Raw genomic sequence first — 20,884 nt, forward strand, 5'->3', positions numbered from 1 at the left:
TGGCAAGCCCCGCCCACAAATAAATTGCAACCGAAATGTCACGCAAGCTGTTGAAAACAGGGACGAATTTGCCGCAAACGCGTCCCTTATTTTCAGCGCGCCGATGCCTGCGCCTTGCGCAGCGCCGCGGGGGCAATCCGCAGCGCTTCACGGTACTTTGCCACCGTCCGGCGGGCGATCACTATCCCCTGATCGGCCAGTTTTTGCATGATCTGGCTATCCGACAAGGGCTTGGCGCGGTTCTCGTCAGCCACCATCTGGCGGATGTACGTCTGCACCGCCGTGGCCGACGTCGCATCGCCGCCTTCGGTCGACACCCCCGTTCCAAAGAAGCGTTTGAGTTCCAGCGTGCCAAACGGAGTGAGCATGTACTTCTGTGTCGTGGCGCGCGAAATCGTCGATTCGTGCAGACCGAGTTCCCCGGCGATGTCCTTCAGGATGAGCGGCCGCATGGCCGCGGGGCCTTGGCTGAAAAAGGCGGTCTGGCGTTCGACGATGGCCTGCGACACGCGCAGGATGGTGTCGAAACGCTGCTCGACGTTGCGGATCATCCATTTGGCCTGCTGGAGCTGGGCCTGCAGCCCCGCGTGCGCGGACTCTTTCTGGTTGCCCAGCATCTGCGCGTACAGCCCGTTGATCTGCAGGCGAGGCACCGCGGCGCTGTTGAGGGTGGCCTGCCAGCCGCGCCGGGTCTTGCGCACGATGACGTCCGGCACGGCATATTCGGCGGCCGGCACGGTCCAGGCGCGCCCCGGGCGGGGCTCCAGGCGCAGGATCAGGGAATGGGCCGCGCGGAACGTCGGCTCGTCGCATCCGGCCGCCGCGCACAGGCGCGCGGCGTTGCCGGTGGCCAGCAGCGGCAGGTGTTCGGCGCAGATCCGCCGGGCGCATGCCAGCACGACCGGGTCTGCGGCTTCCGGCTGCCGCGTGAGGTCGGGATTGCGCAATTGAAGCTGCAGGCATTCGGCCATGTCGCGCGCCCCGATGCCGACCGGGTCGAACGACTGCAGCAGCGACAGCGCGGCGCGCAGCTCGTCGATGTCGGGCTCCATCTCGGCCGGAAGCCAGCCCAGGATCTCATCCAGCGGCGATCCCAGGTAGCCGTTTTCGTCCAGTTCGTCGATCAGCAGGGACGTCAATGCCGCGTCGCGCGGCGCCGCGCGGGTCAGGGCCAGCTGACCCAGCAGGTGCTCGCGCAAGGTATCCGGCCGGGCCGCCTCGGGCAGGCTGGAGTCATCGTCGGGGTAGACGCCGCCAGAGCCCGGCATCTCATCGACCGGGGACTCGCGTTCAGCCGCCGGCTCGTCGTCCTGCACGGAGGACTCGCGCTCGGATTCGGCCCGCGCCTCCGCCGTCGACGGCTCATCCTCGCGGTCCAGCAGCGGATTCTCGGCCAGCACTTGCGAGATCTCCGCTTCAAGATCGAGCGTAGACAACTGCAACAATCGGATCGATTGCTGGAGTTGTGGGGTCAGCGTCAGGTGCTGGCCAGGCCGCAGTTCTAAAATTGGACGGGTCATAGGTACAATATTTTGCATGATGAATCTGACTTCGCCCGCAAGCGTTCGCCAGGACTGCCGACTGATCGGCCAGACCCTGCTCAAACTGGCGCTTCCCCGACTCGTTTTGCGCGCGATTGTCATCGCCGTCGCCCTCGTTGTCTGGTATCTCGTTGCCACCTGGATACTGGATTTCGGCAAGCGCATGAACTACGACTTCCTGCACACCCTGGGCCAGCCGACCATGGACATGGCGCAGCGGATCAACCCCTACCTCTGGTGGGTGGTCGCCGGCATCTGGTCCCTGATCGTGTTTTTCCTGGTGCGCGCCTGGTTCTACGCCAGCCTGGCCGCCGGCGCCGCAACGCCCGTCGGCACGGACGTGCTCGCTGAACTGGCGCCGAACCTGTCCGAGGAATCGCTGGGCGTCCTGCGCTGGACCTGGGGCGACCGCCAGGAGCCCTTCACGGTGGGCGACCTGCGCCGCTCCCTGTCCGAATTGCGCCACAACCGCGTCGGCAAGATCGACATGGTCGCCGAGCAAGCCAGGATCCTGGAAGGAAACGCCAATCGCCCCACCCGCGATCCGCGCGACGATGGCCGCCGCGAACCCCGAGCGGACCGCTACATCGAACCCCGCATCGGCCCGGCCCGCTAGATCAACCCACGCCCGCACAAGGCCGCCGCAAGGCGGCCTTGCTGCTTCCTGGGCCAGCTTCCTGGGCCAGACTTGCCCGGCCTGCTTGCCTGGCCTGCTCCCATTGGCCGGCTTTCTCAGCGCCCCAGTCCTCGATCCGTCCCCGGCACATTACGTTTGCGCTTTCCAAGAAAGTATGTTTGACTAGCAACCTATGGCCGCCTACCGCACCTTCTCCGCGATTGACACCGGACGCTTCGACGCCCCGGTCGCCGGCCTGCGCGCTCGTTCCTCCTTCATCGCGCTATCGCTACTGCTACCGATCGGTTGCCGGGCCTAGTGTCCCCGTGGTAGCTCGGCAGCCACGCTTGCCACACGCGATTTTCCCCTTTTATTCCTGAATCCAGCCGGACAACCCCGGCAAACCCTGGCACAAGACCGCCATCCGGTCGCGATGCCGTCGAGCGCCCAAGGCGCCGGGATTCATAAGAAACCGATCGAGGTGTAGTGATGATGCTTGCCAACCCCGCCACCAAATACGTCCCCTTCGCGCCCTTTGCCCGCGATTTCTCCGAACGCACCTGGCCCAGCCGCCGCATCACGAAGGCGCCGATCTGGATGAGCACGGACCTGCGCGATGGCAACCAGGCGTTGATCGAGCCGATGAGCGTGGAGCGCAAGGTCCGCTTCTTCGAACAGCTCGTGAAGATCGGCTTCAAGGAAATCGAGGTCGGCTTCCCGTCGGCGTCGCAGACCGACTTCGACTTCGTGCGCAAGCTCATCGACGAAAAGCGCATCCCCGACGACGTGACCATCATCGTGCTGACGCAGTCGCGCGAAGACCTGATCAGCCGCACGGTGGAAGCAGCCGCGGGCGCCAAACAGGCCATCGTCCACATGTACAACGCCTGCGCGCCGGCCTTCCGCAAGGTCGTGTTCAACATGTCCAAGGACGAGATCAAGAACATCGCCACCACCGGCACGCGCCTGATCAAGCAATACACCTCGCAGCGCCCCGAGACCCAGTGGCGCTACGAATACTCGCCCGAAGTCTTCAGCACGACCGAACCCGAGTTTGCGCTGGAAGTCTCGGACGCCGTGGCGGACGTCTGGCAGCCCACGCCCGACAACAAGATGGTGTTGAACCTGCCCGCCACCATCGAGGCCACCACCCCCAACCTGTACGCCGACCAGATCGAGTGGATGCACAAGAACCTGGCCCGCCGCGACAGCATCGTGCTCAGCGTCCACCCGCACAATGACCGCGGCACCGCCGTCGCCGCCGCCGAATTCGCGGTGATGGCCGGCGCCGACCGCATCGAAGGCTGCCTCTTCGGCAGCGGCGAGCGCACCGGCAACGTCGACCTCGTCACGCTGGCCCTGAACCTCTACACGCAGGGCGTGCATCCGGGCCTGGACTTCTCGGACATCGACGAAGTGCGCCGCTGCGCTGAATACTGCAACCAATTGCCGGTGCATCCGCGCCATCCGTACGCGGGCGACCTGGTCTTCACGGCGTTTTCGGGTTCGCACCAGGACGCGATCAAGAAGGGCTTTGCGCTGCAACAGCCGGACGCCGTCTGGGAAGTGCCTTACCTGCCGATCGACCCGGCCGACCTCGGCCGCAGCTACGACGCCGTGATCCGCGTGAACAGCCAGTCGGGCAAGGGCGGCGTGTCGTACCTGCTTGAACAGGAACACGGCCTGGTGTTGCCGCGCCGCCTGCAGATCGAGTTCAGCCGCGCCATCCAGCGCGTCACCGACGAGACGGGCCGCGAAGTCACCGCGGACGACGTGCACACGATCTTCAGCAGCGAATACCTCGAACAGAAGTCGCCCTGGACGCTCATCCGCCATCGTATCGACGGCGATCCGTCGGCCGGCGAAGGCCAGCACTTCAGCATCGAAGCCGAGCTCGAATTCAACGGCGAACGGCGCATCGTGCGCGGCAAGGGCGACGGCGCGATTTCCGCCTTCGTGGCCGCGCTGGACGTGCCCGTGCGCATCATGGACTACCACGAGCACGCCATCGGCACCGGCACTGGCACGCGCGCCGCTTCGTATGTCGAGCTGCGCGTGGGCGAGTCCAGCACGGGCTTTGGCGTGGGCATCGACCGTGACATCGTGACGGCCTCGTTCCAGGCCGTGCTGAGCGCCGTGAACCGCCACATCAATTCGGGCGCCATCGCCACCACCGAACAGGAAGCCGCCGAAACCGTGTGATCCACGGCAAGGCCGGAGCCCCCCGACAAAGGGGGGCCAACGACAAAGCCCGCCTTACCCTGGCGGGCTTTTTCATTGCAGCCGTGGATTCAGCCGCGCGGCCACATATCAGAGGCGCCGATGTCCGGCGCATGCGCGTCCAGCAGGCGCGCGTGGATCCACGCGCCGATGGCAAGCACGCGATGGTCTTCATGGCGCGCACCGACCAGTTGCAGGCCCACCGGCAAGCCTTGCGGGCCGGTGGCAAACGGCAGGTTCAGGCACGGCACGCCGAACATCGTCCAGGCGCGCGAGAACTGCGGATCGCCCGTGCCCAGGTCGGCAAAGGGCGCTTCGCCGCTGGCGCTGGGTGCGAGCAGCACGTCGTAATTCTGGAACCACCCGTCCACGCGCGCGCGCGCCTCGGCGGCGCGGGCGAGGTTCTTGATGTGCTGCTCGGCGCTGATCTGCGCGCCGGCTTCAAGAATGGCCTGCAGCTTGGGACTGAGATGCGCGGCGTGCTCGAAGCGTTCATAGGCGAGCGCCTGCGAGGCCTCGAACGCCATGATGTCCGAATGGAGCTGCACCAGCACGCAATGCTCGGGCGGCAGCGGCACCTCTTCGACTTTGGCGCCCGCGCGCGACAGGATCGCGGCGGCCTGCGCGAAGGCTTCCTTGGTTTCGGGCTGCGCATGGCGCCACTGCAGGCTGCGATACATGCCGACGCGCGGCTTGTCGTCGTAGGACAGGTCGAGCATGCGCGGATCGCGCATCAGGACCGAGGCGAACAACGCCATGTCCGGCACCGATCGGGTGAAGCCGCCCACGGTGTCCAGGGATTCGGCGAGGCTTTTGACGCCGGCGCGGGAAATCCCGCCGAAGGTGGGCTTGTAGCCCACGATGCCGCAATACGAGGCCGGCCGGATGATGGAGCCTGCGGTCTGCGAGCCCAGCGCGAAGGGCACCATGTCGTCGGCCACCGCGGCCGCGGAGCCGCTGGACGAGCCGCCAGGCGTGTAGGCCTCGTTGCGCGGGTTGCGGGTGGGGCCCGCCTGGTAGGTCGCGAATTCGGTGGTGACGGTCTTGCCGATGACGATGGCGCCCGCGCCGCGGCACAGCGCCACCGAGGCGGCGTCCAGGCCGGGACGATGGCGGTCGTAGATGGGCGATCCGTAACGGGTGGGAAGGTCGACGGTGTCGAACAGGTCTTTCACGCCGATGGGCAGGCCATGCAACGGGCCGCGCACCGGGCCGCGGTCGAGTTCTTCGGCCCGTTCGATCGCGGCCTGCTTCTGCAGGGCGGTCCAGGCGTGAACGGCATTTTCGCGCTGCTCGATGCGCGCGAAGCAGGCCCGCACCAGTTGCACTGCGGTCAATTCGCGCCGTTGCAGCTTGTGCGCGGCTTCGACCGCGCCAAGTCTGTTCAAGGCAGTAGACATGTAGCTTTCCTCTTTGCCGGAGCCGCGCGCAATGCGCGGGAACATATTCGCACCCGGTCCCCTTGACCGAGGGCCCGTCCGGCGCTGCATGGCGTGGCCCGCCTGGCGCGCCGGAATGAGCCGACCCTTGCCACTGTACGCATCGCGTCAATTGGGAAAAACACCGAAATTGCCGGGTTTTTCCACGGAAAGCGCAGTACGCCGTGGCTTTGTGTTGTTGCTTCGCCACCAGCATAGCGCAAACCCGTGCAATACAAAGGTCATATTCCTCAAGTAAGATGAAATCGTTTTCAGCAAATTTGCAGCGGCTCACCAATGGCTACGCGCCCCTCGTCCCGCTTTTCCATTATTGAAGTGGCTCGCAAGGCCGGCGTATCGCCGGCGACGGTGTCGCGCGCGTTCAACCAGCCGGAGATCGTGCACCCGGATACGCTGGCGCACATACGCAACGTCGCCAAGCGCGCGGGCTTTCGGCCCAACCGCGTCGGCCGCAGCCTGCGTTCGGGCAGCACGCGCACCATCGGGCTGATCCTGCCCACGCTGTCCAATCCCGTATTCGCGGAGTGCTTTGAAGGCGCGGAACGCCGCGCCCGCGAATCGGGCTACAGCGTCATGCTGACCGCCACGGGCTACGACCCGGCCGTGGAATCGGCCGCCGTGCAGGGGCTGATCGATCATCAGGTCGACGGCCTGATCCTGACGGTGGCCGACGTAAGCAAGAGCGCCACGCTGGACGACCTGGACCGCAGCGGCATTCCCTATGTGCTGGTCTACAACGAGTCCGCCGATCACCCGTTCGCGTCGGTCGACAATCGCGCGGCCGCCAGCGACATGGTCGCCCACCTGGCCGCGATGGGGCACAAGCGCATCGCGCTGGTGACCGGCCCGCTGACCGCGTCCGACCGGGCCCGCCGGCGCCTGATGGGCGCGCGCGCCTGCGCCAAGAAGCTGGGCCTGGACGCCATCCAGCACATCGCCATGGGCTCGCACACCGGCAGCGACGTGGACGCGCTGAAGGCCGCGCTGCGGGGCAAGCAGGCGCCCACGGCGCTCTTTTGCTCCAACGACCTGCTGGCCACCGCCGTCATCGCCGACCTGGTGGGCCTCGGCCTGTCCGTGCCGGCCGACATCTCGGTCTGCGGGTTCGACGGCATGCGCTTTGGCGCCTTGCTGACCCCACCGCTCACCACCGTCGCGCAGCCCAGCGACGGCATCGGCCAGACGGCATGTTCCAACCTGCTGGCGCAGATCCACGGACAGCCGCCGCAATCGAACCGCCTGCCGCATTGCATCGTCGTGGGCGGCACCGCGGCGTCCGTGCGCCGCTAGCCAGCGCCTCTCATCCATCCGACCACTCCTCGATTCTTTCGCGTCATGCTCATCGCACAAATCACCGACCTGCATATGCGCAGCCCTGGCGACAAAGCCTACGGCATCATCGACCCGGCGGCCTTCATGACTCCGGCGGTGCAGGCGCTCAATGCCCTGACGCCGCGTCCCGACTGCGTGCTGATCACGGGCGACCTGACCGACCTGGGCAAGCCGGTGGAATACCAGGCGCTGCGCGATCACCTGCAGGCGCTGCAGATCCCATATTTTCTGCTGCCCGGCAACCACGACGACCGCGCCGAGCTGCGCGCCGCCTTCCCCGACCATGCCTACCTGCAGGAAGGCGGACAGTTCATCCAGTACGCGATCGAGACCTACCCCTTGCGCATCCTGGCGCTGGACACCGTGGTGCCGATGAAGAGCCACGGCGAGCTCTGCCAGGAACGCCTGGACTGGCTGGCCGAGCGCCTGGCCGAGCAGCCCGGCCGCCCCACGCTCGTGCTGATGCACCATCCGCCGTTCCTGACCGGCATCGAACACATGGATGACATCGGCCTGCTGGCCGGCGGGCCGGAACTGGAGCGCATCATCGCGCGGTATCCCAACGTGGAGCGCGTGCTGTGCGGCCACCTGCACCGCACGATCTTCCAGCGCTTCGGCGGCACGATCGCCTCGACCTGTCCCGGCACGGCCCACCAGCTCGCGCTGGAACTCGGCCCGCGTCCGACGCTGCAGTACATCATGGAACCGCCCGGCTACCAGTTGCATTGGTGGCAGGGCGGCAGCCTGGTCACGCATCACGCCGTCATTGGGGATTACCCCGGCCCATATCCGTTCGGCTGAACCCTGGAAGACGAAACCCCGCATTGCCACGAATCCGTCATGTTTGCGCTGCACAATGAAAAGGTTTTCATAACAGGCAACAATGCGGATCTAACAATTAGATCTACGAGACAGCATGTCATCCATCGTTCTGGATAACCTCACCAAACAGTACGCAGGCGCGGCCGCGATCCAAGGCGTGAGCTTCACGGTCCCGGCCGGCAGCTTCACGGTCCTGCTGGGGCCTTCCGGCTGCGGCAAGTCGACCACGCTGCGCATGATCGCCGGGCTGGACACGCCGACGTCCGGCACCATCCGCATCGGCGATCGCGACGTCACGCAGCTACCGCCGGCCAAGCGCCGCATCTCCATGGTGTTCCAGTCGTATGCGCTGTTTCCGCACCTGTCGGTGCGCGAGAACATCCTGTTCGGCCTGAAGGTGCGCAAGGAACCCGCAAAGGACTACGACCGGCGCCTGAAGCGCGTGGCTGAGCTGCTGGGCCTGTCCCACCTGCTGGACCGCAAGCCGTCGCAATTGTCCGGCGGCCAGCAACAGCGCGTCGCGCTGGGCCGCGCCGTGATTTCCGAAGCGCCGGTCTGCCTGATGGATGAACCCCTTTCCAATCTTGACGCGCAACTGCGCCACGAGATGCGCCGCGAAATCCGCGCGCTGCAGCAGAGCCTGGGCATCACCATGGTCTACGTCACGCACGACCAGACCGAAGCCATGAGCATGGCCGACCAGGTGGTGCTGCTGCGCGGCGGGCAGATCGAACAGCACGACACGCCCGATGGGCTGTATGCGCGGCCCGCCAGCGAATTCGCGGCGCGCTTCATCGGCACGCCGCCCATGAACCTGATCAATCTGGCGCCGCAGGCGGGCGCCACGGTGATCGCCGGCACGCAGGGCCCCGCCATCGCGAACGCGCCTGCGGGCGCCGTGAAGCTGGGCGTGCGTCCGGAACACATCCGCATCGACGGCGACGGCATCGCGGCCACCGTCGAAAGCGTGGAGTACTTCGGCGCGGACTCCATCGTGGTGTGCCGGATCGGCGACACAAGCGGCGTGGCCGTTCGGGTCGGCGGCCATCTGCGCGCCAGCGCCGGCGAGTCGCTGCGCCTGTCCTGGCCGGACGGGCAACAGCATTTCTTTGCCGCCGATTCGGCGGTCATCAACACCGACGGGCGCTAAGAAAAATGGCCTCCACGCTGCGCCTTCGGCTTGCTGCCCCCCGAGGAGGCGGTTTTTACCTTGGAACGGCCCGGCGGTAAAAACGCCCATTACACAGAAAAGGAAACACAACATGCGACGCATCGTACTGAAGACCCTGGCCGCCAGCCTGGCCGCCGCCTGCCTTTCTCTGCCTGTGCAGGCGCAGAACAAGCCCGTCGAGGTGGAGTTCTATTACCCGGTCGCCGTCGGCGGCCCGATCACCAAGATCGTGGACGACATGGTGACGGAGTTCCAGAAGGAAAATCCGAACATCAAGATCAAGCCGATCTACGCCGGCTCGTACCAGGACTCCATCGCCAAGGCGCTGACCGCGCTGAAGGGCGGCACCCCGCCGCAGCTCGCGGTGCTGCTGTCGACCGACATGTTCACGCTGATCGACGAGGACGCCATCGTTCCCATTGACAGCCTGGCCAAGAGCGACGCCGACAAGAAGTGGCTGGGCGGCTTCTATGACGCCTTCATGCAGAACAGCCGCTCCGGCGGCCACACCTGGGGCGTGCCGTTCCAGCGTTCGACGATCGTCATGTACTACAACAAGGACCTGTTCAAGGCCGCCGGCCTGGATCCCGAGCAGCCGCCCAAGACCTGGGCCGAGCTGGTCGAGTACGGCAAGAAGCTGACCAAGCAGGACGCCTCGGGCAACACCACCCAGTGGGGCATCGAGATCCCGTCGGGCGGCGCGTTCGCCTACTGGCTGTTCCAGGCCCTGACCACGCCCAACGGCGCCATCCTGATGAACGAAGCCGGCAACGAGGTCTACCTGGACAAGCCGGAAGTGGTGGAAGCCGCGCAGTTCTGGCGCGACCTGTCGGCCAAGCACAAGATCATGCCCACCGGCACGATCGACTGGGGCACCACGCCCAAGGACTTCCTGGAAAAGAAGGCGGCCATGGTGTGGACCACCACCGGCAACCTGACCAACATCCGCAAGAACGCGGACTTCCCGTTCGGCGTGGCCATGATGCCCAAGCAAAAGCGCGGCGGCAGCCCCACCGGCGGCGGCAACTTCTACATCTTCAAGAGCGGCACGCCGGAGCAGCAGCAGGCGGCGCTGAAGTTTGCGCAGTGGGCCACCACGCCCGAACGCGCGGCCGACTGGAGCATCGCCACGGGCTATGTGGCCGTGACGCCGGCCGCCTGGCAAACCGAGAAGATGAAGAAGTACGCGCAGGAAGTGCCGGCGGCCACCGTCGCGCGCGACCAGCTGGAAGTCAGCGTGGCGGAATTCTCGACGCATGAGAACCAGCGCGTCACCAAGACCCTGAACGACGCGCTGCAGGCGGCGCTGACGGGTTCCAAGACGCCGCAGCAGGCCCTGACCGACGCGCAGCGCGAATCCGACCGCATCCTGCGTTCCTACAAGTAAACCGACCGCACGCACGATGAGCCGCTCTTTGAATGCGCTTTATGGCTGGCTGCTGTTGCTGCCAGCCATCGTGCTGCTCGCCGCCTTCACGCATTACCCGGCGGTGGCGACGCTATGGCACAGCTTTTTCTCCACGCCCAAGGGCGCGCGCCCGGCCCGCTTCGTCGGGCTGGAGAACTATGCGGTCATGCGCGACGACCCGGTGTTCTGGCAGTCGTTGTGGAACAACCTGTGGTTCGCCCTGGGCACCATTCCCACCTCGATCGGGATCGCGCTGGTCATGGCGTTGTGGGTGAACCGCAACCTGGCCGGGCGCGGGTTCCTGCGCATGGCGTACTTCACGCCGACGGTGCTGCCCATGGTGGCGGTGGCCAACATCTGGTTGTTCTTCTACACGCCGCAGTACGGACTGATCGCGCAGGTGATGGGCTGGTTCGGCGCGCCGGGCCCCAACTGGCTGGGCAACCGCGAGACGGCGCTGCCCGCGCTGATGCTGGTGACCGTGTGGAAAGAGGCCGGGTTCTTCATGATCTTCTACCTGGCGGCGCTGCAGACGGTATCGCCGTCCCTGCGTGAAGCAGCCATGCTGGAAGGCGCATCGCGCTGGCAGTATTTCCGCCGCATCCTGTGGCCGCTCCTGATGCCCACCACGCTGTTCGTGCTGATCAATGCCCTGATCAACGCGTTCCGGCTGGTCGACCACGTGGTCGTCATGACGCGCGGCGGGCCCGACAACGCCAGCACCTTGCTGCTCTACTACATCTACCAGGTGGGATTCAGTTTCTGGGACACGGCCTACGCCGCGACCCTGACCGTCGTGTTGCTGGTGGTGCTGGCGCTGACGGCGCTGGTCAAGTTCCGCTGGCTGGACCGCAGGACGCACTATCAATGAAAGACAAGCTCGATACCCTGGGCGCGTGGGCGCTGGGCCTTCTGTGGATCCTGCCGCTGGCCTATGCAATGTGGGCGGCCTTCCATCCGCCTGCCTACGCGACCCGCTTCGACCTCTTCGCCCCGCTGACGCTGGACAACTTCGTGCGCGCCTGGAATGCGGCGCCGTTCCCGCGCTACTTCCTGAACACCTTCGTGCTGGTGACGATGGTGCTGGCCGCGCAGCTGGTGTTGTCCACCCTGGCGGGCTACGCGTTCGCGCGCTTCGAATTCCGGGGCCGCGACTTCGTCTTCATGCTGGTGCTGCTGCAGCTCATGATCATGCCGGACGTGCTGCTGGTGGAGAACTACCGGTCGATGAGCCTGCTGGGCGTGCGCGACACGGTGTTCGCCATCGGCCTGCCGTACTTTGCGTCGGCCTTCGGCATCTTCCTGTTGCGCCAGACCTTCAAGACGGTCCCGCGTGAACTGGAAGAAGCGGCCCGCATGGAGGGCGCGAACGCGCTGCAGGTGCTCTGGAAGGTGTACGTGCCGCTCGCCAAGCCGATCTACGTGGCCTACGGGCTGGTGTCGGTGAGCCACCACTGGAACAACTTCCTGTGGCCGCTGATCATCACCAACTCCGTCGAGTCCCGGCCGCTGACGGTGGGGCTGCAGGTGTTTTCTTCCACGGATCAGGGCATCGACTGGTCTGTGATCACGGCCGCCACCCTGATGTCGGCCGCGCCGCTCCTGATCGCGTTCCTGTTGTTCCAGCGCCAGTTCGTGCAGTCATTCATGCGGGCGGGGATCCGGTAGGCCAGCCGCCTCGCGCCGTCGCACCGCACAAAAAAACCCGCCGAGGCGGGTTTTTTGCGTGTATCGGGCGGGGCGGGGCTCAGTACCCCACGGTGAGTCCGGGCAGGTCCACGGTGATGCGCGGCCGCTCCAGCGCCAACGCGAGGTTCTCGGCGAACTCTCCGGCTTCCTTTTCGTCGGTGGACAGGGTGTCGTAGCCCAGCGCATCGGCCACGCCCAGCACCTTGTCCAGCAGCAGGACCTTGCCGCTGGGACGCAGCGGCTCGCAGCCCAGGGTTTCCCAGGCGCCGTCGAACCAGTCGCGCGCCTCGGCCTGGCGTTGGGGAGAGGGCTCGACGTTCGCTGAAAGGTCCAGCGAACGCCGGGCGTCGAAAACGATGGTGATGTCGCTGCGCATGGAAAGCTCCGTCAGATGGCGTCAGGCCAGTAGGGTAGGCAAAAAACGCCGGACAGATTGTCCGTCCGGCGACATATCCCTACCAGCCCCGCGACACTTCCCAGGTGACCTCGGCCCCCGCGGCCTGCGACTGGCGCATCATGTCCAGCAGGGGAAAGGCCCGTTCCTTCAAGCCCACCATGCGCGCCATCGGGGCGACGGGGGCCTTGTCGTCGTTGTCCTCGTCGGCGCCTTCATGGGCGTGCTGGTACTCGTCGATCGCGCGTTCGATGCCGCTGATGGCCGGCCCGAGCTGCTCCACGGTGAACACGCCGCGCTCCGGGATCTTGTCGCCGACCGGCTTGCCGGCCGCCTGCAGCAGCGCGCCGGCGTGGTCGGTCAGCATCAGGACTTCGGCCACGACCTTGGAGTGAAAAGTGATCAGCATATTTCAGTCTCCCACATTGATTACCTTACTTACATACACTACCGCAACGCCCCCGTGATGCCAACTGGCGCCCTCAAATCAACTATGATTCAGGGGATTCCCGTGACAGCAGGACCCGCGCCGGGCCTGAATCCGGCATGAGCGCGCCGGTTTGCCGGCCGCCTTCGGCCCGGACCCAGCGCCAGCCTGCGGGCGCGGCGCGTAATGCCGGCAAGCCGCAAGCGCCGTGCCGCCTTCGTCACTCACTCAAGAACCACGCCAGACGCCCATGCTCCTCGAGCAACAAAAACAGCTTATCTCCCTGATCCAGGCCGCCGTCCTGCAAAGCCTGCCTGACGCCCAGCCCAACGTGCTGCTGGAGCGCCCCAAGGTTGCCGCCCACGGCGACGTCGCCACCAACGTGGCCATGCAGCTTGCCAAGCCCGCGCGCCGCAATCCCCGCGAACTGGCCCAGGCCATCGTCGACGCCGTGATGGCCAACCCGGACGCCGCCGCGCTGGTCGAGAGCGCCGAAGTGGCCGGTCCCGGCTTCATCAACCTGCGCGTCACCCCGGCGGCACGCCAGGCGGTGATCGCCGCGGTGGCCGAGCAGGGCGATGCCTTCGGCCGCGCCCCGCGCCTGGGCGACAAGATCCTGGTCGAGTTCGTCTCGGCCAACCCCACCGGCCCGCTGCACGTGGGCCATGCCCGCCAGGCGGCCTTGGGCGACGCCCTGTGCCGCCTGTACGACGCCGTCGGCTGGGACGTCACCCGCGAGTTCTATTACAACGACGCCGGCAACCAGATCAACAATCTGGCCATCAGCGTGCAGGCCCGCGCCCGCGGCCTGAGCACCGATTCCCCCGAATGGCCCGAAGACGGCTACAAGGGCGACTACATCGTCGACATCGCCCGCGACTTCCAGGAAGGCAAGACCATCCAGGCGTCCGACGGCGAGCCCGTCACCGCCACCGGCAACATCGACAACCTGGACGACATCCGCGCGTTTGCCGTGGCCTATCTGCGCCGCGAGCAGGACCTGGACCTGCAGGCTTTCGGCCTGGCGTTCGACAACTATTACCTGGAAAGCTCGCTCTACACGTCCGGCCGCGTCGAAGAGACGGTCAAGGCGCTGATCGCCGGCGGCCACACCTACGAGGAAGGCGGCGCGCTGTGGCTGCGCACCACCGAACTGGGCACGGGCGACGACAAAGACCGCGTCATGCGCAAAAGCGAAGGCGGCTACACCTACTTCGTGCCGGACGTGGCCTATCACAAGGCCAAATGGGAACGCGGCTTTCACCGCGCCGTGAACATCCAGGGCAGCGACCATCACGGCACCGTGGCGCGCGTGCGCGCCGGCCTGCAGGCGCTGGAAGAGGGCATTCCCAAGGACTACCCGTCCTACGTGCTGCACAAGATGGTCAAGGTCATGCGCGGCGGCGAAGAGGTCAAGATCTCCAAGCGCGCCGGCAGCTACGTCACCATGCGCGACCTGATCGACTGGGTCGGCCGCGACGCCGTGCGCTACTTCCTGATCCAGCGCCGCGCCGACACGGAATTCGTGTTCGACGTCGACCTGGCCCTGTCCAAGAGCGACGAGAACCCCGTCTACTACATCCAGTACGCCCACGCGCGCATCTGCTCGGTCATCAACAATGCCGGCATGCCGGCCGCCGACGTGGCCCAGGCCGACGCCGCGCTCTTGACCGCCCCGACGGAATTCGCGCTGATGCAGCGCCTGGCCGAGTTTCCCCAGGTGGTGGCGCTGGCCGCCCAGGACCTGTCGCCGCACCACATCGCGTTCTGGCTGCGCGACTGCGCGTCGGACTTCCACGCCTGGTACAACGCCGAGCGCGTGCTGGTCGACGACACCGCGTTGAAGCTGGCCCGCCTGCGCCTGGCCGCCACCACCCGCCAGGTGCTGGCCAACGGCCTGGCCCTGTTGGGCGTTTCCGCGCCCGAGCGGATGTAACATCGGTTCATGGCAACCAAGCGCAAACCTACCCGCCGTTCCTCCGGCGAAAGCGGCAGCACCCTGTACGGGGCGCTGGCCGGCCTGCTGATCGGCCTGATCGTCGCCGCCGTCGTCGCGTTCTACGTCACCAAGGCCCCCGTCCCCTTCGTGGACCGGGCCAGCCGCCAGGGCGATACGGGCAAGCTGCCCGATCCGCGCAACGCGCCGGACCCCAACGCCGGCCTGTACGGCCGCGACGGGGCGGCGGGCGCACCGCCCACCGGCCCCACGGCCACCGCGCCGGCGCCCCTGCCGGGCGCAGGCACCCCGGCCAAGGGCGACGAGACACCCGCCAAGCTGGACGACCTGGGCGCGCTGATCGCCACCCTGCCCACCTCCCGGGCGCCAGCCGCCGCCCCGTCCGCACCGCCAGCCAACGCCTCCGGCTCGTCGCCCACGCCCATCTCGAAGGCCGCCCCCGCCCCCGCAGCCAGCAAGCCCGCCCCCGCGGCAACGGGCACGTACTACCTGCAGGCAGGCGCCTTCCGCGGCGAAAGCGACGCCGAATCGCTCAAGGCCCGCATCATCCTGCTGGGCCTGCCGGTGGCGGTGCAAAAGGCCGAACTCAACGGCAAGCCCATCAACCGCGTGCGCGTGGGTCCGTTTGCCCGCCTGGACGACATGAACCGGGCCCGCGGCCGCCTGGGCGAGAACAAGATCGAAACCGCCGTGGTGCGCCAGTAGGCGCGTCCGGCGGATGGTGTTGCATTGAACTAATCCGGCCCCGGCCCTGTCTGTAGCCTTTTATTCAGGAACCTCATCCATGCTGTCCCCCAAGCTCATCCGCATCCTGGCAGCCGCCGCGCTGACCGCCACGGCGTTCTTCAGCCCGGCCAGCCACGCGCAAGGCGCCCAGCAGTACGTGCCGATCAATCCGCCGCTGCCGTCGGACACCCCGGGCAAGGTCGAGGTCCTGGAATTCTTCGCCTACACCTGCCCGCACTGCGCCGCCATGGAACCCATGGTCGAAGACTGGGCCAAGACCGCCCCGTCCGACGTGGTGCTCAAGCAGGTGCCGATCGCCTTCAATGCCGGCATGAAGCCGCTGCAACAGCTCTACTACACGCTGCTGGCCCTGGACCGTCCGGACCTGCACCCCAAGGTCTTCACGGCCATCCACGGCGAGCACAAGCGCCTCTTCGACAAGAAGGCCATGGGCGAATGGATCGCAACCCAAGGCGTGGACCGCGCCAAGTTCGACTCCGTGTTCGACTCGTTCAGCGTGCAGACCCAGGTGCAGCGCGCCAACCAGCTGGCCGACGCCTACCGCATCGAAGGCACCCCGTCCTTCGCCGTGGGCGGCAAGTTCATGACCTCGCCGGTCATGGCGGGCAACAGCTACGAAGGCGCCTTGAAGGAAGTGGACAAGCTGATCCCGATGGCGCGCGCCAAGTAATCCGCGCGACCCCCGCATGCCGAACGCCCCGAGCCTTACAGGCCGGGGCGTTTGTTTTCAGGCGTCATTCAGCTGTTCAGCCAGAAGGTCGGGCTACACTTCCCCCATAAAAATCGCCGCATCGACGGCATCAAACGGGTGGAAGACAAATGAAAAAGCATTTCCTGCGCAGCAGCGCGGCGATGGGCCTGTGCCTGTCGCTCGCATCGGGCCTTGCCCACGCCAGCGCCGCCGAGGGCGTCAAGATCGGGGTGCTGACGGACATGGCGGGCGTCACGGCCGACGCGACCGGCAAGGGGTCCGTGGAAGCGGCCCGGCTGGCCATCGAGGAGATGGGCGGCACGTTGCTCGGCAAGCCCATCACGCTGGTGTCCGGCGATCACCAGCACCGCCCCGACATCGGCAGCAGCATGGTGCGCAAGTGGTATGACACCGAAGGCGTGGACGTGGTGGTGGACGTGCCCAACTCGTCCGTCGCGCTGGCCGTGCAGGGCATCGCGCGGGAAAAGAAGAAGCTGGTGCTGTTCTCCAGCCCCGGCACCACCGCGCTGACCCAGGCGCAATGCTCGCCCTACGGCGTGCAATGGACCTACACCACCTATGCACTGTCGCGCGGCACCGCGACGGCCGTCGTGAAGGAAGGCGGCAAGCGCTGGTTCATCCTGGCGTCGGACTATGCCTTTGGGAAACAGCTTGCCGCGGATACTGAAGCGGTGGTGAAGGCGAATGGCGGCGAAATCGTCGGCACGGTCTTCCATCCGCTCAACGCCTCCGATTTTGCGTCCTTCCTGCTGCAGGCGCAGGGCTCCAAGGCGCAGATCATCGCCATCGCCAACGCGGGCGGCGACACCATTTCGGCCATCAAGCAGGCGGCGGAATTCGGCATCGGCCGCACACAGCAATTGGCGGCGATGCTGCTGCTCCTGACCGACGTGCACAGCCTGGGCCTGGCCGACGCGCAGAAGACCTACCTGACCGTGCCGTCGTATTGGGACATGAATGACGGCACGCGCGCCTTCACCAAGAAGTTCGAGGCGCGCGTAGGCCGCCCGCCAACCTTCCTGCAGGCCGGCGTCTACAGCTCGGTACGCCATTACCTGCAGGCGGTGAAGGCAGCCGGCTCGGTGGATGCCGACGCCGTGATGGCCAAAATGAAGTCCATGCCCATCGACGATCCCTTCAGCCTGAACGCGCACATCCGCGCCGACGGCCTGGTGGTGCGCGACATGATGCTGGCGCAGGTGAAAACGCCTGATCAATCCAAGGCGCCCTGGGATTACTACAACGTCGTGCGCACCATTCCCGGCGAATCGCTCGCCTGGCCGCTGGCGGACAGCCAATGCCCCCTGGTCAAGCCATGACGGACGCGCTGGTCCTGGCCGACGTCGGCAGTTTCTATGCGGGCGGCAGGCCCGTGCGCATCGAGGGGCAGCCCACGCGCGACATCGCCTTCACGCGGACCGCGTCGCTGGCATATGACCCGAACGGCCTGTATCACTTCGAGCAGGCCTACGTGCAGTACTTCATCCCCGCGCGCCTGTCGCATCCCCTGCCCATCGTGCTGCTGCACGGCGGCGGGATGACGGGCGCGATGTGGGAGCAGACGCCCGACGGCCGGCCAGGCTGGATGCAGCATTTCCTGCGCCAGGGACACGCGGTGTATGTGGTGGACAACGTGGAGCGCGGGCGCGCCGGGTGGGCGCCGTTCGCGCAGGTCTGGCCGGAGCCGCCCATCATCCGCAGCGCCGAGGAAAGCTGGTCGCTGTTTCGGCTCGGGCGCGCCGAGGATTTCGCGTCGCGGCGCGCCTTCGGGGGACAGCGCTTTCCGGTGGCCCACTTCGACACCTTCATCCGCCACGCCGTGCCGCGCTGGCTGGGCAACAACGATGCCGCCCTGCAGGGCTTTTGCGCCGTGCTGGACCGTGTCGGACCATGCCTGGTGCTGGCGCACAGCCATGGCGGCGAAGTGGCCTACAGGGCGCTGCACGCACGTCCGGACCTGGTGCGCGGGGTCATCGGGATAGAACCCTCCGGATTCTCCGCCGAGGTCGACGCGGCCAGCGTGTCGGACAAGCCGTTCCTGTTTGTCTATGGCGATTACCTGGACGCCACGCCGCTGTGGGAAAAGCTGTGCGCAAGCGGCGCGGCCTATGCCGATGAACTGGCGCGGCACGGCGGGCGGGTGCAGACGTGGCGGCTGGCCGACATGGGGATCGCCGGCAATTCGCACATGCCCATGATGGACGACAACAGCGACGACATCGCCGCGCGCATCGGCGCCTGGATACGCGGCGCGGCGGCCGGCGCGGAACCTTGAACGCCCCCGCGCCGCGCGGACCTCAGGGCTGGGCCTGGACCTGGGCCTGCGCCTGGAATGCCGCGGCCTTTTCCAGCGCCTGGGTCAGGTCGGCGATGATGTCTTCGGGTGATTCCAGTCCGATGTGCAGGCGCACCACCGCGTTGTCGCCTTCGCCCCAATACCGGTGCTTGGACAGGTCCTTGGGCGACACGAGCTGCACCAGGCTTTCATAGCCACCCCACGAAAAGCCGATGCCGAACAGGGTCAGCGCATCGACGAACGTGCGCGCCGCATCCGGCGACAGGCGCAGCTCCACGGACAGCATGCCGTTCGAGCCGGTGCAGTCGCGCTGCCACAGCGCATGGCCCGGGTCCGCCGGCCACGCGGGATGGAACAGGCGCACGGTTTCGGGACGGTTCTTGAAGAATTCGCACACCTGCATGGCATGGCGCGCGTGCTGGGCCATGCGGATCGGCATGGTGCGCACGCCGCGCAGCGCCAGCCACGCGTCGTCCGCGCTGATGGAATAGCCCATCGCATACTGCGTGCGGTTGAGCTTGCGGGCGATGGCTTCGTCGTTGGTGACCACCGCGCCCAGCATCAGGTCGGAATGGCCGCCCACGTACTTGGTGCCCGCAATGACCGAGACCTGCGCGCCGAGCGTGAGCGGACGGTAGATATAGCCCGACCCCCACGTGTTGTCGGTGGCCAGCACCAGCCCGTGTTCCTGGGCAAACGCGGCCATCGCGCCCATGTCCAGCATTTCAAAGAGCAGCGAACCCGGCGATTCCACGTACAGCAGCGTGGTGTTCGGCTGCACCAGCGCCTGCAGGTCGTCGTCCGCGGAGAAATACGTGATGGAGATGTTCATGCGCTTGAGGACGGCGTCGTCCAGTTCGCGCATCGGGCCATACACGCAGTCGGAGATCAGCGCGTGGTCGCCCGCCGAACACAACGCCATCATGACCATGGTCATGGCCGACAGGCCCGAGGGCGCCAGGTAGCAGTGCGTGCCGCCTTCCAGCTGCGTGAACACTTCTTCGAGCGCCGCGTGCGTGTCCATGCCCATGCGGCCATAGGTCGTGGCGCGACCGCCCGCCGCCTTGCTGCGCTGGGCGTTCTCCAGGGCGGCGATGTTGGCAAAGCGCACCGTGCTGGCCCGCATGGGCGGCAGCGGCACCGGGGCCGTGCCGGTCTCGGGGTTGAACGGGGCGGTGCCGGCGTGCTGGAGGACCGTATCGATGTGTTTGGTAGGCATCTTGTGGGGCGCGACGAATTCGGGAAAGTCAAACCATATCAGGTGGCGGCGGGAATTTCAGCCTATCCAGCGCACGGTCTCGGACAACTCCGCGCGCCGGGTGCGGTAGCTGTTGGCCGGATGCGCCCTGTCTTCAAAGCCGAACGAGATGCCGCAGACCACGCGCCGGTCCGCTCCGATGCCCAGGACCTCGCGCAGCACTTCCGGATACATCGCCAATGACGCCTGCGCCACGGTGGCCACGCCATTGGCCTGGGCCGCCAGCAGGAAATTGGCGACGTACCCGCCGCAGTCCATTGCGCCGTATTCGCCGAGCGCCTCATCGGTGGTGACGATGGCGACGTGCGGCGCGTCGAACAGCGCAAAGTTGCGCATCTCCTGGCGCCGGTAGGCCTCGCGGTCGCCGCGCGGCACGCCGACGGCGCCGTAGAGCTGAAAACCCGATTCGCGGCGGCGGGCAAGGTAATCGCCGCGGTATTCGCGCGGGAAGGGAAAGTCGGGCGTGGATCCCGGGACCTTTGCGCGCTGCTGCAGCGCGTCGCGCAGCCGCTGCGTGCCCGCGCCCTCGGTGATGGCCACCTGCCAGGGCTGGCAGTTGCACCAGGACGCCGTGCGCTGGGCCAGGCTCAGGATGCGTTCGATGGTGACGCGCGGCACGGGCTGCGGCTGGAAGGCGCGGCAGCTGTGGCGCGCAAGCAGCCAGTCTTCGAGCGCGGCGTCGGCAGGCGCCCTGGCGGCGTCAAAGGAGTGGGCGGCAACGGTCATGGTCGGTATGTCTCCTGTCATGTTCGGCTTTGACCTTATGATGCCACTAGCCGCGCGCGTCTGTCCGCACACCGCCGGCCGCGCCCTTGTCCGACCCGCCGCCTGGCGGGTCCGTTACGGAAAAGAACT

At 66.7% G+C, this 20,884-nt stretch carries 19 protein-coding genes; 13 read left to right on the top strand and 6 right to left on the bottom strand.

Translation table 11 applies throughout. The annotated features are described in order from the left end of the window. Positions 1-92: 92 nt before the first annotated feature. Complete coding sequence (rpoN, locus tag BXA00_RS08715) at positions 93-1,538, bottom strand: RNA polymerase factor sigma-54 (protein WP_076518039.1); 1,446 nt, start codon at positions 1,536-1,538, stop codon at positions 93-95. Between rpoN and BXA00_RS08720 the strand changes: the two genes are divergently transcribed. Both BXA00_RS08720 and leuA read left to right on the top strand, forming a co-directional pair. Next, positions 1,537-2,157, top strand: coding sequence for a hypothetical protein (locus BXA00_RS08720; protein ID WP_076518041.1), 621 nt, complete (start codon positions 1,537-1,539; stop codon positions 2,155-2,157). The genes rpoN and BXA00_RS08720 overlap by 2 nt on opposite strands. Before the next feature lie 489 nt (positions 2,158-2,646). Next, entirely contained in the window at positions 2,647-4,359 is a 1,713-nt protein-coding gene (gene leuA, locus BXA00_RS08725) for a 2-isopropylmalate synthase (RefSeq protein ID WP_076518043.1), read from the top strand. An 89-nt stretch (positions 4,360-4,448) separates the two neighbouring features. On the opposite strand, the gene BXA00_RS08730 is transcribed toward leuA, so the two are convergent. Continuing rightward, positions 4,449-5,777, bottom strand: coding sequence for an amidase (locus tag BXA00_RS08730; RefSeq protein WP_076521865.1), 1,329 nt, complete (start codon positions 5,775-5,777; stop codon positions 4,449-4,451). A 315-nt stretch (positions 5,778-6,092) separates the two neighbouring features. On the opposite strand from BXA00_RS08730, the gene BXA00_RS08735 reads away from it, so the two are divergent. The 6 genes from BXA00_RS08735 to BXA00_RS08760 all read left to right on the top strand — a co-directional run bounded on the left by BXA00_RS08735 (position 6,093) and on the right by BXA00_RS08760 (position 12,217). Continuing rightward, a complete protein-coding gene (locus BXA00_RS08735) occupies positions 6,093-7,106 on the top strand; it encodes a LacI family DNA-binding transcriptional regulator (RefSeq protein ID WP_076518046.1) in 1,014 nt (337 codons plus the stop codon). 45 nt (positions 7,107-7,151) lie between these two features. Next, a complete protein-coding gene (locus tag BXA00_RS08740) occupies positions 7,152-7,949 on the top strand; it encodes a phosphodiesterase (RefSeq protein WP_076518048.1) in 798 nt (265 codons plus the stop codon). A gap of 115 nt (positions 7,950-8,064) precedes the next feature. Then, complete coding sequence (locus BXA00_RS08745) at positions 8,065-9,120, top strand: ABC transporter ATP-binding protein (protein ID WP_076518049.1); 1,056 nt, start codon at positions 8,065-8,067, stop codon at positions 9,118-9,120. Between the two features lie 112 nt (positions 9,121-9,232). Next, positions 9,233-10,528 carry an ABC transporter substrate-binding protein gene (locus tag BXA00_RS08750; RefSeq protein WP_076518051.1) on the top strand — a complete coding sequence of 432 codons (1,296 nt, stop codon included), beginning with the start codon at positions 9,233-9,235 and terminating at the stop codon, positions 10,526-10,528. Between the two features lie 16 nt (positions 10,529-10,544). Continuing rightward, entirely contained in the window at positions 10,545-11,420 is an 876-nt protein-coding gene (locus BXA00_RS08755) for a carbohydrate ABC transporter permease (RefSeq protein WP_076518053.1), read from the top strand. Then, entirely contained in the window at positions 11,417-12,217 is an 801-nt protein-coding gene (locus BXA00_RS08760) for a carbohydrate ABC transporter permease (protein WP_076518055.1), read from the top strand. Before BXA00_RS08755 ends, BXA00_RS08760 begins: the two co-directional genes overlap by 4 nt. Before the next feature lie 79 nt (positions 12,218-12,296). Here BXA00_RS08760 and BXA00_RS08765 read toward each other — a convergent pair whose 3' ends face one another. Beyond that, complete coding sequence (locus tag BXA00_RS08765; RefSeq protein WP_076518057.1) at positions 12,297-12,614, bottom strand: hypothetical protein; 318 nt, start codon at positions 12,612-12,614, stop codon at positions 12,297-12,299. Positions 12,615-12,693: 79 nt separating this feature from the next. Then, entirely contained in the window at positions 12,694-13,041 is a 348-nt protein-coding gene (locus BXA00_RS08770) for a DUF1840 domain-containing protein (protein WP_076518062.1), read from the bottom strand. Positions 13,042-13,309: 268 nt separating this feature from the next. Between BXA00_RS08770 and argS the strand changes: the two genes are divergently transcribed. The 5 genes from argS (at position 13,310) to BXA00_RS08795 (ending at position 18,750) form a co-directional block, all read left to right on the top strand. Beyond that, positions 13,310-14,995 (top strand): arginine--tRNA ligase, encoded by a 1,686-nt coding sequence (gene argS, locus BXA00_RS08775; protein ID WP_076518063.1) that lies wholly within the window; start codon positions 13,310-13,312, stop codon positions 14,993-14,995. Positions 14,996-15,004: 9 nt separating this feature from the next. Beyond that, positions 15,005-15,721, top strand: a complete 717-nt coding sequence (locus tag BXA00_RS08780; protein ID WP_076518065.1) for an SPOR domain-containing protein — start codon at positions 15,005-15,007, stop codon at positions 15,719-15,721. Between the two features lie 79 nt (positions 15,722-15,800). After that, positions 15,801-16,433: a thiol:disulfide interchange protein DsbA/DsbL gene (locus tag BXA00_RS08785; protein ID WP_076518067.1), complete on the top strand. Its 633-nt coding sequence runs from the start codon at positions 15,801-15,803 to the stop codon at positions 16,431-16,433. A gap of 149 nt (positions 16,434-16,582) precedes the next feature. Further along, positions 16,583-17,794, top strand: coding sequence for an ABC transporter substrate-binding protein (locus tag BXA00_RS08790; protein ID WP_076518069.1), 1,212 nt, complete (start codon positions 16,583-16,585; stop codon positions 17,792-17,794). Next, on the top strand, positions 17,773-18,750 hold the full coding sequence (locus tag BXA00_RS08795) for a hypothetical protein (RefSeq protein WP_076518071.1): 978 nt from the start codon (positions 17,773-17,775) through the stop codon (positions 18,748-18,750). Before BXA00_RS08790 ends, BXA00_RS08795 begins: the two co-directional genes overlap by 22 nt. 22 nt (positions 18,751-18,772) lie before the next feature. Here BXA00_RS08795 and metC read toward each other — a convergent pair whose 3' ends face one another. Beyond that, positions 18,773-19,990, bottom strand: coding sequence for a cystathionine beta-lyase (gene metC, locus BXA00_RS08800; protein ID WP_076518073.1), 1,218 nt, complete (start codon positions 19,988-19,990; stop codon positions 18,773-18,775). Between the two features lie 57 nt (positions 19,991-20,047). Further along, positions 20,048-20,755, bottom strand: a complete 708-nt coding sequence (locus BXA00_RS08805) for a nitroreductase (RefSeq protein ID WP_076518075.1) — start codon at positions 20,753-20,755, stop codon at positions 20,048-20,050. Positions 20,756-20,884 lie beyond the last annotated feature (129 nt).

Origin of the sequence: Achromobacter sp. MFA1 R4 (assembly GCF_900156745.1) — a bacterium.
Lineage (GTDB): Bacteria > Pseudomonadota > Gammaproteobacteria > Burkholderiales > Burkholderiaceae_B > Achromobacter.